A 15727-nucleotide genomic window follows, 5' to 3' on the forward strand; every position below is an offset into this window, starting at 1 on the left:
TCCGTTCTTCGGAGACGGACCCACCGAAAGGGTTGTCAATGAGAACGATCATGGTTTTGCTGCTGCTTCTGCTGGGGATCGTGCCCGCACACGGAGCAGCCGACTGCGACCCGCCGGACTGCCCGGTCGTCGTGGACGCGATCGACGGTCCGGTGCACGAGACGGCGGACACCTACACCGCGGTGCTGAAACTGCGCAACGGCGCGGCGCAACAGAACGTCGAGGTGGCCTACAAGTTCGTCGACGGCACCGCGAAGCAGGGCGAGGACTACCAGGCCATGCCACGCGGAACGGTGACGATCAAGGCGGGCGAGAGCCAGGCCGGGGTGCCGTACACGGTGCTGCGCGTGACCGGGCAACAGAAGAAGTTCACCCTGGAGATCACCTCGGTGAAGCAGGGCCAGATCGGCAAGCGCGTCGCGGTGTTCACGATCGGCGGCAGGAGGTGAACAGCGTGACGGCCTGAGCCCAGTGCCGGGCAGCCTCGGTCCACCGCCCGCACCGGCCCTCCAGGTCGGCGAAGGTGCGGTGGACCTGGGCCTGCTCGAACTCGTCCGGCGCCTGGGCGCGGACCGCCAGCGCCGCCGAGATGTGGTCACGGGCAGCGGCGAGGTCGTCCAGTGCGAGGGCGGCCTCGCCGAGGTGGCGCAGGGTAGACGCCTCGCGGTGCCGATCGCCGAGCGCGCGGCACACGCCGAGTGCGTTCGTCAGGCATTCCCTTGCCACGGCTGGATCTCCGAGCGCGAGCTGGGTCACGCCGATTCCGGTCAGCGCGTCGGCTTCGAAGCGGTGGTCGGTGACTTCCCGGCTGATCCGCAACGCGTCGCCGAAGTAGCGCAGCGCGGGCTCGAGATCGGCCAGCTGGTGGAAGGCGTTGCCCAGCGACATCAGCGTCGCCGCCTCCAGCCGCGGATTCTCCTTGGCGCGGAAGGTTTCCAGCGCGGCGAACAGCGGTGAGGCCGCCAGTTCGGGACGCCCCATCCGGACGTAGGTGTAGCCGAGGTTGCGCCGGGCCAGCGCCACGCCCACCTCGTCGCCCGCCGCCTGGTGCACGTGTGTCGCCGCCTGGTACGACTCGAGCGCCAGACCGAACTCGCGCAGCTCCGAGTGCGCGTTGCCGATGTTGTTGTGCAGCCGCGCTTCCCCGCGCAGGTCGCCGGCCTCGCGCACCAGGGCGAGCGCTTGTCGTTGCACCACCATGGCTTCCGCGATGCGCGAGGTCATCTGCAACGCGATGCCCAGTCCGCGCAGCATCTCGGCCTCGGCGCGCTGGTCACCGAGCGCGCGGGCGGCCCGGACGGCGTGCTCGCACTGTTCGACGCGTGCCGCCCAGTTGCCGCGTGCCTCGAAGTAGCTCGTCAGCAGGTACGCCAGCTGCCACGTCTCGCGATGCAGACCCAACTTGGCTGCCAGCCGGATCACGTGCAGCAGGTTGTCGCGTTCGGCGTCGAGGCAGGCGAGCACCTCGACACGGTCTGCTGTGAACGGCAGATCGTCACAGTGTGGCCGCGTCACGAGGTCGTGGCGCGGGTTCAGCACCTGGCCGGCCGCGTGGGCGATCGTGAGATACCGGTCCAGCAGGCGCTCCACCCCGTCGCCGATGTCACCGCTCTGCCGGGCGAACAGCCGGATCAGGTCGTGCAGCGCGCACCGGCCGTTCCCCATCTCGCTGACGAGGTGTGACGCCACGAGCTCGTCGAGACCCGGGCCCAGCGCGTCGGCGAGGTCGGCCGGAAAGCTCGCGCCGGGATGTTCGCCGAGCACGCGGAACAGCAGTGCCGCCTGCGGGCTCAGCGTGCGGTGCGCGCTGGCGAACACGGTGCGGACCGTGCGGTCGTCCCCGTCGACCGTCAGCACGTCCAGCGGGTCGTTGCGGGTCAGCTCGCGCACGAGATCCGCGATCCGCCTGCGCGGCCGCACCGCGAGGCGCGCGGCCGCGATGCGCAGCGCGAGCGGCAGCAGTCCACAGTGGACCGCGAGTTCCTTGGTCGCACCGGATTCCGCGCGCACCCTCGGTTCGCCGAGGATGCCGGTCAGCAGAGCGTGCGCCTCCGGTTCGCTCAGCAAGCCGAGACGCACGGTGTGCACGGCGTGGCGGGTGCCGAGCGCCGAGAGCGTGTCGCGACTCGTGATCAGCAGCAGGTTCCCCTGGTCGCCGGGCACGAGGGGCAGCACGTCCCGCGCGCGTCTGACATCGTCCAGCACGATGAGAACACGCTTGCCGTGCAACAGAGTCCGGTACAGCGGAGCCGGGTCGGCGGGCACCCGGTCCGCGGGGACGCCGAGGCCGTGCAGCATCTCGATCATCGCCTGCGCGGGCGTGAGCCGTTGCAGGTCCAGGAAGACCTGCCCGTCCGGGAAGCGGTCGGCGACGCGATGCGCCCACTCGACCGCGAACGTGGTCTTGCCGACCCCTGCGATCCCGGACACGACGACGATCGGCGGCAGGTCGGTGAGCGCGGCGAACTCGGCGGCGCGGCCGGTGAAGTGACCGGCACGGGCGGGCAGCTGAGCGGGTTTCTGGACGGGTTTCGTGCTGTGCAGCACGGGATCGCGACGGAGGATGGCGGTGTGCAGGGCGGCGAGGTCCGGCCCGGGGTCGGCGCCGAACTCGTCGGCGAGCCGCTGTCTCAGTCGCTGGAAGACCTCGAGCGCGTCGGCGTGCCTCCCATCGAGGTGCAACGCGCGCATCAGCAGGCCGACGAGCCGTTCCCTGGTCGGATGACCGGCCACCAGCCGTTCCAGCTCCTCGATCGCCTCTGGGCGGTCGAGCCGATCGGCCCAGTGCACCTCCAGCGCGACGATCCGCTGTTCCCGCAACCGATCGACCTCTGCCCGGCCCCAGCCGAACAGCTCCGTGCCCGCCAGCGGCTCACCCCGCCACAGGCTGAGGTCCCTGGTGCGTTCGAACGCCTTCGCGTCGACCGACGCGTCGAGCTGGTACCCGCTCGGCTTGGTCATGAGCGCGCCGGGCATGCCGCAGTCGGCCAGCGCCTGCCGCACCCGCGCGACGTGGCTGTGCAACGACCGCACGGCCGTGCGTGGCGGATCGTCTCCCCACAGCACGTCCACCAGACGGTCGATCGGAACAGGTGTGCCCACGCGCAGGGCGAGCACCGCGACGATGCTGCGTTGCCGCGCACCGCTCAGGATCGCGCGGCCGTGCGGGCCGCACACCTCGACCGGACCGAGGATCCGGACCTCACCGCCTGGTGCGCCCACATCGCGTTACGTTAGCTCGCGCAATGCCCAGGTGGCAGCGCTGATCGTGGGACCTGACAGGCAGTTTCCGAGGCGTTCGCAGCAGCTAGTCTCAGCGCCATGCTGGTCGGCCGGGATGGGGAACGGGACCACGTCGAGCGATCACTGGAGCACGCGTCTTCCGGTCGCAGCACGGCGTTGGTCGTCCGAGGCGAGGCCGGGATCGGCAAGTCCGCGCTGCTCGACCACGCCGTGGCCACGGCTCAGGGCATGCGGGTGTTGCGCGGTGTCGGCATCGAGTCCGAGGCAGAGCTGGCGTTCGGCGCCCTGCACCTGCTGCTCTACCCCTACCTGGACCGGCTCGATCTGCTGCCGGCCCCGCAGGCGGCCGCGTTGCGCGGCGCGTTCGGGTTGAGCAGCGACACGGCGACCACGCCGTTCCTGATCGGCGCGGCGACGTTGACGTTGCTCGCGGAACTGGCGGCGGAGCAGCCGTTGTTGTGTGTGGTGGACGACGCGCAGTGGCTGGACCGCGGGTCGTCGGACGCGTTGCTGTTCGCCGCCCGCCGGTTCCAGGCGGACCCGATAGCGATGCTGTTCGCGGTGCGCGACACGGCCGTGCCGTTTCACACGCACGGCATCGAGGAATTGCGGTTGCAGAGCTTGTCGCCGGACATGGCGGCCGGCCTGCTCGACCAGCACAGCCCGGGGTTGACGGCGCCGATGCGGGCGCGCGTTCTGGAGGAGGCCGACGGGAACCCGCTGGCGTTGCTCGAACTCGGTGCGGCGCGCCTGACCGCGCAGCGCGACGGCCGGGCAGAACCTGCCCACGAGGTCGGCCCGTTGCCGGTGACGCGGCGGGTGCAGGAGACGTTCCGCGCGCAGATCGTCGGTCTTCCCGAGGCGTGCCAGTCGATCCTGCTGGTCGCCGCGGCCGACCGCTTCGCCGGGATGGACACGGCGTTGCGCGTCGCCCGCGCGGTCGGCGCCGACACGTCCGATCTGGACGCGGCCGAGCGCGCCGGTCTGATCAGTGTGGTGGACGGCGAGTTGACGTTCCGGCACCCGCTGGTGCGTGCCGCCGCCTACCAGTGCGCCACCCACCACCAGCGCATCGCGGTCCACCGGGCCTTCGCCGACGCGCTCACCACCCCGGACGTCCTCGACCGCAGGGCCTGGCACCTCGCGGCGGCCGCCACCGAGCCGGACGAGGCAGTCGCCGCCGAGCTCGAACGGACCGCGCTGCGGGCGGAACGGCGGGGCGGGGCCATGGCCGTGTCCGCCGCGTACGACCGCGCCGGCCGGTTGAGCATCGACCCCGAACTCAAGGCGCGGCGCATCGCCAAGGCCGCCCTCGCCGCCTACGACGCCGGCAAACCCGACCGCGCGGCGCGTCTCGCCGTGGAGGTCACGTCCCTCACCGCCGATCCGAGCGTCATCGCGGACGTGACGTTGCTGCGCGGCCAGATCGAGTACGAGCGGACGTCTCCCGAGGCGGATGCGGCGCTGGCGTGCCAGGCGGCGCGGCTGGTCCTGGACAGCGATCCCGAACGGGCCGTCGTCATGCTCACCGAGATGATCTGCGCCGGCCGGGACGCGGGCGCTCTGCCGCTGGTCGCAGAGGGCGGGCGGATGATGGCCGAGTTGCGCCTGAAGCCGGGATCGGCGCTGCGGGCGTCCGCGGACGCCCAGATCTGCTGGGGCGATCTGCTCGGCGGCAGGCCGGAGCGCGCCGCCGGTCCGTTGCGCGACATGCTCGAGATCGGTCGCGAGCAGGACCAGGACGTCATCCACCGGGTCGTGGCCGGGTTCAGCGGGCTGATGCTGGCCGAGGACGAGGCGACCATCGCGGTGATGGAGCTGATGCTGGCGGACGTGCGCGCCAGCGGAGCGCTGACGTGGGTTCCGTACGCGCAGGAGGTCGCCGCGCTGGCCCAGGCGCTGCACGGTGACTTCCTCACGGCGGGCACCAGCCTGGCCGAGGCGGTGGCGCTCAGCACCGAGTTCGGCATGGACACGGAAGTCGCGGTGCTGCGGGCCACGTCCGTGTGGCTGGCCGCCGTGACGGGCGACGAACCGCGATGCCGTGAGCTGGCCGCCGAGGTGCTCTCAGTTCTCGACGGAAAGCACGCCGTCGGCACCGCGTTGACCTTCTGGGGCCTCGGCCTGTTCGATCTCGCCGCGGGGCGGTACAGCACGGCGTTCGACGCGCTGCACGCCGTGTGCACGAGTTCCGCGAAGAACGACTTCCTCATCCGTGCGGTCGTGGACCTGGTGGAGGCGGCGGTCCGGGACGGCTCGCCCGACCGCGCCGCCGATCCGTTCGCGGCGCTCGAACGGTGGGCCGTGCACGTGGACAGTCCGGTCGCGATGGCGTTGCTGCGGCGCTGCCAGGCGATGCTCGAGGACTCGGAGGAGCACTACCTGGCGGCGCTCGACCTGTGCGCCGTTCACGGTGGCCGGTTCGACCAGGCCAGAACGCAGCTGCTCTACGGAGAATGGTTGCGCCGCAGACGACGCCGCGGCGAGGCACGAACCCAGTTGGACGCCGCCCTGACCGGATTCACCCGCTCCGGCGCGTCGATCTGGAAGGAGCGCGCGACGAACGAACTCACCGCGCTCGGCGAACGCCCGACGGCGCACCAGAACGCCGACGACCCGCTGAAGGACCTGACACCACAGGAGGTGCAGGTCGTCCGGCTGGCCGCCACCGGGTTGAGCAACAAGGAGATCGGCGCGCAGCTGTTCCTCAGCCCGCGCACGATCGGCCACCACCTGTACCGCGCCTACCCGAAACTGGGCGTCACCCGGCGGATCGAACTGACACAACTCGGCCTCGGATGACCTAACCGCCGGTCCCCCACCGGGTCGCACGCCAGTCACGTGACCGATGTGGACCCACCCGGCCTGGGCATAGCTTTTCCAGCAACGAAAAGGAGAAGCAGATGTTGCTGGAGAACAAGACCGCGGTGATCTACGGAGGCGGCGGCTCGATCGGTGGCGCGATGGCCGGTGCCTTCGCCGCCGAGGGTGCACGGGTCTTCCTGGCCGGCCGGACCCCGGCGAAGCTGGAAACGGTCGCGGACAGCATCCGCACCACGGGCGGACAGGCCGAGACGGCCGTGGTCGACGCGCTGGACGCGGCCGCGGTGAACGACCACCTCGACGCTGTCGTGGAGAAGACCGGCAGCGTGGACATCTCGGTCAACGTCATCACCCTGGAGGGGATCTTCCAGCCGCTGGCCGACATCTCGACGCCCGACTTCGTCGCGGCCATCGGCAAGGCCCTGACCACGCAGCTCATCACCACGAAGGCCGCGGCCAGGCACATGGTGAAGCAGGAGTCCGGAGTGCTGCTGTTCTTCGGCGGGTCGGACACCGCGAACATCAACCCCGGCATGGGCAACGTGCAGATCGGCTTCGACGCCGTCGAGTCGCTGCGCCGGCAGTGGGCCGTGGAGCTGGCACCGCACGGCATCCGCACGGTGACCCTGCTGACCGGCGGCATCATCGACACCTTCCCGGACATCCCCGAGATGGAAGGCGCCAGGCAGGGCATCATCGGGGCGTCGCCGCTCAAGCGCGCCGCCACGACGGCCGACGTGGGCAGCGTCGCCGCGTTCGTCGCGTCGGAGAAGGGCCGCAGCATCACCTCGACGCAGGTCAACATCTCGTTCGGCGCGTGCTACGGCTGACCTGCATCAGTTGGCGGGCTTGCCGAACCAGCGGGTGAGGTGGTCGTTCAGGTCCGGCTGGTCGTCACCGATCCAGGCGACGTACCCGTCGGGCCGGAGCAGGAGGGCCGGAACGTCAAGCGCCGCAGTGGGATCCGCGATGAGGTCGACCCGGTCCTCCCAGCCCTCGGCAGACAGGCGTTCGGTGCGGTCGAGCACCAGGGCCCGGCCCTGACGCAGCTGGTCGTAGAGGCGGCCCTGTTTCAGGTCGACGTCGGGCAGACGGCGGCCGAGCAGGTCGGGGCCCGCGCCGAAGTCGTAGCGGATGCCGATCGCGGTGATCTTCTCGATCAGGTGCCGGTTCACCTGGTCGATGCCCATCAGTTCGGTGAGCAGCCTGCGCACGGACTGCGGACCCGCCTCGGTGGACGACAGCGCCACCTGGGCGCGGGTGTTGTTCAGGACGTCCTCGGCGACGGGATGACGTTCCGTCTCGTAGGTGTCCAGCAACGTTTCCGGAGCCCAGCCGCGGATCTGCGCGGCCAATTTCCAGCCGAGATTCACCGCATCCTGCACGCCCAGGTTCAGGCCCTGACCGCCGGCCGGCGGGTGGATGTGCGCCGCGTCGCCCGCCAGCAGCACCCGCCCAACCCGGTAGTGCTCGGCCTGCCGGGTCGCATCGCCGAAGCGGGACAACCAGCGCGGCGAGTGCACGCCGAAATCGGTCCCGACGATGGCACGCAGCTGTGTCTTGAAATCTTCGATCGTCGGTTCCGCGCGATCCTCGCTGACTCCCACAGCGGGGATCACGACGCGATAGATGCCTTCACCGAACGGCCCGAAACTGAACACCTTGTCGGTAACCCGGATTTCGGCCACCTTGGCGGCGATCTCCTCCGCCGGCGCACTTGCTTCCAGCTCACCCATCAGCGTTTCGTTCCGCGAGGGCTCACCGGGAAAGCCGACGCCGAGCAGCTTGCGCACCGTGCTGCGCGCGCCGTCGCAACCGACGAGGTACCGCGACCGCAGCCGCTCGCCGTCGGCCAGTTCGACGGTCGCCCCTTCGGCGTCCTGTTCGAACCCTGCCACCGCACACCCGTGGCGAACCTCCGCACCCAGTTCGACCGCGTGTTCTTCGAGCAGCTGCTCGACGATCGGCTGCGGAATGCCCAGCAAATAGGCGTAGGCGGAATCCAGCCCCTCAGGCGCGGGAGAGGGGATGGCGGCGAAGATGCCGCCGACCGGGCGCTGCCTTCCGCGTTCGAGAAAGCGGTCCAGCAGTCCGCGCATCGCCATGAGTTCGATGCTGCGAATGTGCAGACTCACTATTCGGACGAACGACGACGCGGGCTCCGGCTCCTTCTCCAGAACGAGTACCCGCACGTCGTGCAGCCGCAGTTCGGCGGCCAGCATGGCGCCGGTCGGCCCGCACCCGACAATGATCACATCGAACATGAACCACCCGTTCGCCCAATTCGCTGAATTCGGATTCCGCAGACCCTGACGTCGGCGGCCGAGTGTGCGGTACTCCGGGTGTTGCCGCAAGCGATTTATGGCGAATTCGAAGCGTTCAATCAGTCGGTGCCGGTCCTCCGTCAAGTCGGAGATGCTGCTCGATGCCGTCTGTCATCTCGGCGAACTCGGCAACGAGGTCGACTCCGTAGCGATCGGCCAGCACAAGAACCGGGCGAGGCGGCGTCGGACCGTCAGCTTCATCCGCCCCGCCGCCTGACAGCGACGGGGCGGATTCGCCAACAGAGTCTCACCGGAGGGGGACAGGCCGTGCCGCGTCGTCAGCGCCCGGCTGCCTGGCGGTCGAGCTGCTCGCGAACGCTGCGAGGACGCATGTCGGTCCAGTGCTGGTTCACGTAGTCGAGGCACGCCTGGCGGGTCTCCTCGCCGTGCACGACGGTCCAGCCGTCGGGGACAGAGGCCAGCGTCGCCGGCCACAGGGCGTGCTGGTCCTCGTCGTTGACCACCACGAAGAAGCGGCCGTCCTCGTCGTCGAAAGGGCTTGTGCGCATGGGACAACTCCTCTTATCAGATGGTGTCAGTAGATGGTGCGGTCGTTGGCGGTGCGGCGGTGTGCTCGCGACTTGCGGAGGTCGCGGGCGATGTTCAGGCGGGTGAGCCAGCGGTCGGTGCCGTCGAAACGTGCGGTGAACGGCTCACGGCCGTGTGTTCCCCGGTAGTTGTCGAGGAACAGGACCTCGCCCGGCTTCAGGGCGTAACCCGCGATGTTGGCGTCGATCGCCTTGACGATCGTGTCCAGCGCGGCGGCGGCCTCGGGGTCGGAGGCCGGGACCTCCATGAAGTACGGGTCGAGGCGCAGGTACGGGTCCTCCTGCGGGCCGAACAACACCGCGATCGGCTCGGGGTTCGCGTCCAGGCCGGTGATCCACTCGTAGCTGCGGTCGCGCAGGCGGCGCAGCTGCTCGTCGCCGTCGTCGTGCTGGCGGTTCTCGGCGAGGTGGGAGCGGTCCGGGCGGATCGGGAAGCGTTCCTGGCGCAGCACCTCGACGACGTCGGCGGGGAGGTCGATGCCTTCCAGCGAGCCGTAGGTGGTGTTGACGCCGTCAGGGTTGCGCAGGCACATCAGGCCCACGTAGTCCGTGCGCATGGGGTGGAAGGCGTCCTCGATGTGCCAGGTGAGGAGTTCCTCGCTGCCCGAGCCGAGCTGCTCGTACTGGTGTTCCTTGATCGGGAACACGTCGTGCAGCAGCCGGCCGTCCTGCTGGGTGGACCACGCGATCGGGTCGCCGAGCAGCGACGCGCACAGGTAGAAGAACAGGTCCTCGGCGAGCGTGGGCCTGCCCTCGCCGCCGCAGTCCTTCCAGTGCGCGGGGGTGGGGCCGATCCGGTCGTCGTCGATCGGGTAGCCGCCGACCACGCACAGCGGGTGCGGCTCGGTGAGGCGGAACTCGATCAGGCCCGCGCGCAGTGCGCGGGGCAGTTCGTGGGCGATGACGGTGGCCTCGCGCACGAACGCCGGGTTCTCGACCGTGCGGTAGCGCTCGGCCAGCGTGGCGACGAGGGCGTCGGCCTCGGCGACGTCGGATTCGGACAGGTCAATTCTGAACACGGGCTTTCTCCCCTGCGAGTGCGAGCGTGTCGAGGCCTCGGGTGAACGAGGCGGTGGGGCCGCCGTAGCCCAGCCGGACGCGGGTCGGGTCCCCGAAGCACGACCCCGGCACGAGCAGCGTGCGGTGTTCTCGGGCCAGGTCGTGACAGAAGTCGGTGGTGTCGTTGTGGCCCAACAGCTGCGGGAACGTGGACGCGCCGCCCATCGGCTCCGGCAGGTCGATCAGGTCCGGGTGGTCCGCGGCCCACTGGCGCAGCAGCCCCAGGTTGTGCCGGGCCTGCTCCATGCGCGGGCCGACCAGCAGGCCGGCGTTGCGGGCGACTCGGGTGGCGAGCAGCTCGACCAGCGGCGACAGGTGCAGCGTCATGCGGTCGCGCAGGTCGAGGGTGCCGCGCAGGACGTCCTCAGGCCCGATCGCCCAGCCGACGCGCAGCCCCGGCAGGCCGTACCCCTTCGACAGGGTGCCGATGGAGATGGCCTTGTCGTAGTCGTGCACCGGGTCGACCAGCGGCTCGCCCTCGACGACCATCTCGCGGAAAGCCTGGTCCCACACCAGGTACGCGCCGGCTTCCGCGCAGATGGCGACGAACTCGTCGCGCTGGGCCGGGGTGAGTGACGCGCCGGTCGGGTTGTGCGGGAAGTTCACGACCACGGCCTTGGCGCCGTCGACGACCGCACGCAGGTCGTCGAGGTCGGGGCGGAAGCCGTTCTCCGGCCGCAGCGGCCACACGCGCAGGTCGCAGCCCATCGTCCGGGCGATCGACGTGTGCGTGTGATAGGTCGGCTCGGTGACGACGATGGCGTCGCTCGGCTCCAGCAAGGTGCTGAGCACGAGGTAGATCGCCTCGCTGCCGCCGTGCGTGACCATGACCCGATCCGGGTCGCCGGTCCCCCACTGTGCGGCGATGGCGGTGCGCACTTCCTCGCTGCCGAACGACGTGCTGTCGCGGAACACCACGGCGTCGAGCTCGCCGGCGTCGATGCCGAGCATGGCTCGCAGTTCGGCGAGCGAGTAGTCCTCGACCCCGCTGCTGCCGATGTCGTCGTCCACCGCGAAGTAGTACAGACGCATCCAGTCCTCGAGGGGCGCTGGTTCGAACTTCATCAGGACGGCTCCTTTCAGCGGTAGGCCGAGGACTGCAGCTCGTACAGCTCGGCGTAGAGGTCGGGGCGGGCCATGAGGTCCTCGTGGCTGCCCATTTCACGGACGCGGCCGCCGTCGAGGACGACGATCAGGTCGGCCATCCGCACGGTCGAGAAGCGGTGCGACACAAGAAGAGTCACGGTTCCCCGGGACTTTCCGGCGCGCGCCGCCTGGGCGAAGCGTTCGAACAGCGCGTGCTCGGTCTGCGGGTCGAGCGCGGCGGTCGGCTCGTCGAACACCGCGAGCAACGGGTCGGTGCGCAGCAGGCCGCGGGCGAGCGCCACCTTCTGCCACTGGCCACCGGACAGCTCCACACCGCCGTCCCACGCCCGGCCCAGCTGGGTGTCGAGGCCGTGCGGCAGACCGTCCACAACGGACGCCGCACCGGCACGTTCCAGTGCTCCGTGCAACGCGGCGTCGTCGTCGATCAGAGCGGTGTCGGCCACGCCCACGGCCTCGCGGGCCGCCAGTTGCAGCTCCACGAAGTCCTGGAACGCGCCGCTGAGCCTGGTCCGCCACTCGCGGGTGGGGATGCGGCGCAGATCGACGCCGTCGATCAGGATCTCGCCACCGTCCGGCTCGTAGAAGTCGCACAACAGCTTCACGAGCGTGGACTTGCCCGCGCCGTTCTCCCCCACCAACGCCACCACGGACCCGGCGGGCAGGTGCAACGACACTCCATCCAGGACAGCGCGGTCGCTGCCGGGATAGCGGTAGGTGACGTCGGCGAGGTCGATGCCGCGGCTCAACGACACGGGCGGGGCGGACGGCTCGGCCGGGCGCTTGCCGGCGCTCGCGGCGAAGCGCTCCAGCCAGACGTAACGCCGGGCTTGCTTGAGGCACCACAGGAAATCCCCGCTGTAGCCCACGGACGACGCGACCACCGCGGCCATCTCGATGGTGAGCGCCACGACCATGACGACGTCGCCGGGGGTCGCCCGGCCCTCGATCGCGAGCCAGACCACCAGTGCGATGGCGCCGACGAACCCGGCCGCGTTGATCACCGCGTCGATGCTCTTCAGCGCGGCGCCACGCCAGGCAGCCCGGTTGCGGGTGTCGAGCACCACGTCGGACACCTGGTGGTGGCGCCGGATCAGCTCGCGGGTGAGCCCGAAGACGCGCAGTTCCTTGCCCGCACCGGCGGTCGTGCCGATGTCGAACAGGTGGCGGCGCAGCCGTTCGGGTTCGCCGGTGTCCTCCTGGGCGTCGGCGGCGAGGTCGTTGGCCCGGCTGGTGATCCACAGCGAGATGAACGCCAGCAGTGCCAACGAGATCAGCGCGGGATGGACATCGGCGAGCAGCAGCGCCGTGGCGCCGAAGCCGACGAACGCGCTGATCAGCCCGGCCGTGGCGTTGGTCATCTCGGCGAGGCTCTCGCGCTCCTCGCGCAACAGCTGGATCTGGTCGAGGTACTTGGGGTGCTCGTGCGGGGCGAGGCTGTCGATCCCGCCGAGCAGCCGCATCAACGTCCGGTCGGACAACGCCTGGGTGCGTTCGAGCACCGCGAACACGCAGTGGGCGTTGTAGTACTGACCGACGACGAGCAGCCCGGTGGCGGCGGCGATGCCGAGCCCCGCGGTCAGCGCGAGGTTCAGATCGCCCACGCGGGCGGCGTCGACGAGAACACCCGCGCTGTAGGCGATCAGGGGCCCGGTGAGCGCGAGCGCGATCTCGGTGATGATCTGGAACACCGCGTACCAGCGCGCCGCGCGGAACCCGAAGCTGATGGTGGTGACGAAGGCCCGCCAGGTGTCACGCATCGCTGCCCTCCGCGGGCTGGAAACGCTCCGCCTGCAGGCGGAACAGGTGGGCGTAGCGGCCGTCGAGGTCCATCAGCTCGTCATGGCCACCGTTCTCGATGACACGGCCGTCGGACACGACCACGATCCGGTCCGCGCGCCGCACGGTGGAGAAGCGGTGCGAGATGAGGATCGTGGTGAGGCCCTTGGTCAGGTCCAGGAACCGTTCGTACAGCTCGGCTTCCGCCCGCACGTCGAGTGCGGCAGCGGGTTCGTCGAGCACGAGGACCTTGGCGCCCGCCTCGACGGCGAACATCGCGCGGGCCAGTGCGACGCGCTGCCACTGCCCGCCCGACAGGTCCACGCCGTCGGTGTAGGCCTGCGACAGGACGGTGTCCCAGCCGTTCGGCAACGAGTCGATCAGGTCACCGATCCCGGCCCGGTCGGCGGCGCGGCGCAGCATGTCCTCGTCGCCCGCGTGCTCGGGAGCGCCGAGTCCGATGTTGTCGCGCACCGGCAGGTGGTAGCGGGTGAAGTCCTGGAACAGCACGGCCACCCGCCTGCGCCACGCCTCGGGGTCGAGACTCGCCAGGTCGGCGCCGTCGACGGTGATCTTGCCGCCGGTGGGCTCGTAGAAGCCGGCGAGCAACTTCACCAACGACGTTTTGCCCGCGCCGTTGTCACCGACGATCGCCAGCGACTGGCCTGCGGGGATGACGAGGTCCAGTCCGGTCAGAACTTCCCGCTCGGAACTGGGATAGCGGAACGCCACGCCCTCGTAGCGGATCTCCTGCTCGGGAACGTCCGCACCGACCGGAAGCCCGGACTCCGGAGGTGAGCTGTCGGCAAGACGCTTCTCCAGGGAGAGCACCTTGGGCACGGTGACGGCGGCGTGCGACAGGTACAGGTGTTCGTCACCGACCGCGTACTCGTTCGCGTTGGCCAGAGCCTCCACGAACACGGCAAGGGCCGCGAGCGTCAGATCTCCCTGCACCGCGGCATAAGCCAGCAGACCGTAAGACAGCACGTTGATCACCAGGATCGCGGACGCGGAGCCGAGCACCATGCCGGGCCGGGGACGGCGAGCCCGGCGGATCGGGCCCACACCCGCCTGCCACAACGTGTCGAACCGGATGACGAGCCAGTCGAGGATCCCCCAGAGCCTGATTTCCTTGGCAGGCGGTGGATCCAGCGCCAGGTCCCGGACGTACTCGGCCTGGCGCAGCTGCGCGCTCTGCCCGAAGCCCTCCTCGCCGACGCGCAGGTAGTCGCGCTGCATCCGGTAGACGATGATCGGCCAGACCACCAGCCACAGCAGGCCGAGCCACCAGTGGAACCAGGTGAGCACGGCCGCCGAGCCGATGGCGCGCAGCCACGACGTGAGCACTTCCGGCAGTGCTTCGACGGTCTGGCCCGGCCGGTGCGCGCTCATGCCGAGCCCCCGCACGATGCGGACGTCGTCGATCACGTCGGGCGCCTCGAGATGCGCGATGCCCCTGGGCCGGGCCAGCGCGCCGAGGACGACCTCCTGCAGGTACCGGTCGACGTCGCGGCCGAGCGTCGACACCGCAGCGCGCAGCAGCGGGGACGTCAGGCGCTCGACCAGGATCGCGATCGCGACGACGACCAGCAGGGTGCCCACCCGGCCGGCGGCGGCCGAGTCCGCACCGTCGCGCGCGGCGCCGGGGATGGCGCCGATGAGCAGACCGGTGAGGACGGCGATCCCGATGGGCAGCACAGCGCTCACCGCCACCCCGCCCGCCAGGAGTGCCGTGCGCGGGCGGCTGACCCGCGGCAGGACTCTGAGGACGGCGAGGATGCCCTTGGCGGTGGGCGGGAGGCTGTGGAGCGGGTTGGGCATGGGTTCCGTATCCGTCAGATGAGACGTGCGGTCGCCGAGGTGCGCCGCTCGTGGGACTTCCGCAGGTCCGTGGTGATGCTGACCCGCTTCAGCCAGCGGTCGGTGCCGTCGTAGCGGGCCTGGAACGCCTGCCGGCCGTGCGCGAGGCGGTGGTTGTTGATGACGAGGATGTCGCCCGGCTCCAGGGCGACGTCCAAACAGGACGCTTCCAGGAGCTCGTTGACCGCGTTCATGGCCTCGCGTGCGGCGGGATCGCGAGGGGTTTCCATGAAGTACGGGTCGAGACGCATGTACGGGTGCTTGCGCGACCCGTAGAGCACGGCGACGCGGTTGTCGTCGGCCTTCATCTCGTCGATCTCGGAGAACTCGGCGTCGACGCCCTTGGTGACGTTGTGCTTCGCCAGGTGCGAGTCGTCCGGCCGGATCAGGAAGTTCGGCTCGTGCAGCAGCTCGAGGTGCTCGGCGTCGAGCGACGTCAGATCCGGCTCCGACACGATCGTGGCGATCTTGTCGGGGTTGCGCAGGCACTCCAGCAGCAGGTAGTCCGCGCGCCACGGGTGGAACGCGTCCTCGGTGTGCAGCGTGAGCGTGTCGGTGCTGCCGATCCCCATCTGCTCGGTCTCGAACCCCTTGATGGGGAAGATGTCGTGCACGAGCCGGGCGTCCTGCTGGGTCTTCCAACCGAACGGCTCACCGAGCAGCGAGCCGTGCAGCAGGATGAGGATTTCCTCGGCGAACTCGGGCGTCGGCGTGGGCCGGCCGCGCCAGTGCTGCGGCGTCGGGCCGATGCGCGCGTCGTCGAGGGCGTGACCGCGGATCACGCAGTAGCCCAGCTGGTCCTCCAGCGCGAAGTCGCGCAGGAAACGGCGCTGGCCCACGGGTAACTCGGCGGCGAGCAGCGGCAGGTCGCGCAGCAGCTGCTCGTCCTCCGGGCCCGTGTACTCCTTGGCGATGCGCAGGGTGAGGTTCTCCACCTCGGCGGCCTCTTCAGCCGACAGGTGGTAGATCCTTTGTGGCGTGGACAAG

At 70.1% G+C, this 15727-nt stretch carries 12 protein-coding genes; 4 read left to right on the forward strand and 8 right to left on the reverse strand.

Features of this window, described 5'->3' with window-relative positions:
- The first annotated feature begins 50 nt into the window (after positions 1 to 50).
- The gene (locus ACWGE0_RS07635; protein WP_452260117.1) at positions 51 to 449 is read left to right on the forward strand and encodes a Calx-beta domain-containing protein; all 399 of its coding nucleotides are present in this window, start codon (positions 51 to 53) and stop codon (positions 447 to 449) included.
- On the opposite strand, the gene ACWGE0_RS07640 is transcribed toward ACWGE0_RS07635, so the two are convergent.
- On the reverse strand, positions 427 to 3222 hold the full coding sequence (locus tag ACWGE0_RS07640; RefSeq protein WP_452260118.1) for a BTAD domain-containing putative transcriptional regulator: 2796 nt from the start codon (positions 3220 to 3222) through the stop codon (positions 427 to 429). The genes ACWGE0_RS07635 and ACWGE0_RS07640 overlap by 23 nt on opposite strands.
- 99 nt (positions 3223 to 3321) lie before the next feature.
- Between ACWGE0_RS07640 and ACWGE0_RS07645 the strand changes: the two genes are divergently transcribed.
- Positions 3322 to 6045 carry a helix-turn-helix transcriptional regulator gene (locus ACWGE0_RS07645; protein WP_452260119.1) on the forward strand — a complete coding sequence of 908 codons (2724 nt, stop codon included), beginning with the start codon at positions 3322 to 3324 and terminating at the stop codon, positions 6043 to 6045.
- A 101-nt stretch (positions 6046 to 6146) separates the two neighbouring features.
- The gene (locus ACWGE0_RS07650; RefSeq protein ID WP_452260120.1) at positions 6147 to 6896 is read left to right on the forward strand and encodes an SDR family NAD(P)-dependent oxidoreductase; all 750 of its coding nucleotides are present in this window, start codon (positions 6147 to 6149) and stop codon (positions 6894 to 6896) included.
- 6 nt (positions 6897 to 6902) lie between these two features.
- On the opposite strand, the gene rox is transcribed toward ACWGE0_RS07650, so the two are convergent.
- Entirely contained in the window at positions 6903 to 8330 is a 1428-nt protein-coding gene (gene rox, locus ACWGE0_RS07655) for a rifampin monooxygenase (RefSeq protein ID WP_452260221.1), read from the reverse strand.
- Positions 8331 to 8481: 151 nt separating this feature from the next.
- Between rox and ACWGE0_RS07660 the strand changes: the two genes are divergently transcribed.
- Positions 8482 to 8607: a hypothetical protein gene (locus ACWGE0_RS07660; RefSeq protein WP_452260121.1), complete on the forward strand. Its 126-nt coding sequence runs from the start codon at positions 8482 to 8484 to the stop codon at positions 8605 to 8607.
- 61 nt (positions 8608 to 8668) lie between these two features.
- Here ACWGE0_RS07660 and ACWGE0_RS07665 read toward each other — a convergent pair whose 3' ends face one another.
- The 6 genes from ACWGE0_RS07665 to gntD (ACWGE0_RS07690) are packed head-to-tail and all read right to left on the reverse strand — an operon-like array spanning position 8669 to position 15726.
- Positions 8669 to 8899 carry an MbtH family protein gene (locus tag ACWGE0_RS07665; protein WP_452260122.1) on the reverse strand — a complete coding sequence of 77 codons (231 nt, stop codon included), beginning with the start codon at positions 8897 to 8899 and terminating at the stop codon, positions 8669 to 8671.
- 26 nt (positions 8900 to 8925) lie between these two features.
- Positions 8926 to 9957, reverse strand: a complete 1032-nt coding sequence (gene gntD, locus ACWGE0_RS07670) for a guanitoxin biosynthesis L-enduracididine beta-hydroxylase GntD (protein ID WP_452260123.1) — start codon at positions 9955 to 9957, stop codon at positions 8926 to 8928.
- Entirely contained in the window at positions 9944 to 11062 is a 1119-nt protein-coding gene (gene vioD, locus ACWGE0_RS07675; protein WP_452260124.1) for a capreomycidine synthase, read from the reverse strand. Before vioD ends, gntD (ACWGE0_RS07670) begins: the two co-directional genes overlap by 14 nt.
- A gap of 14 nt (positions 11063 to 11076) precedes the next feature.
- A complete protein-coding gene (locus ACWGE0_RS07680) occupies positions 11077 to 12861 on the reverse strand; it encodes an ABC transporter ATP-binding protein (protein WP_452260125.1) in 1785 nt (594 codons plus the stop codon).
- Positions 12854 to 14701 carry an ABC transporter ATP-binding protein gene (locus ACWGE0_RS07685; RefSeq protein WP_452260126.1) on the reverse strand — a complete coding sequence of 616 codons (1848 nt, stop codon included), beginning with the start codon at positions 14699 to 14701 and terminating at the stop codon, positions 12854 to 12856. Before ACWGE0_RS07685 ends, ACWGE0_RS07680 begins: the two co-directional genes overlap by 8 nt.
- A 14-nt stretch (positions 14702 to 14715) precedes the next feature.
- Positions 14716 to 15726 carry a guanitoxin biosynthesis L-enduracididine beta-hydroxylase GntD gene (gntD, locus tag ACWGE0_RS07690; protein WP_452260127.1) on the reverse strand — a complete coding sequence of 337 codons (1011 nt, stop codon included), beginning with the start codon at positions 15724 to 15726 and terminating at the stop codon, positions 14716 to 14718.
- Position 15727: the final 1 nt, after the last annotated feature.

This window comes from Lentzea sp. NPDC054927 (assembly GCF_053610285.1).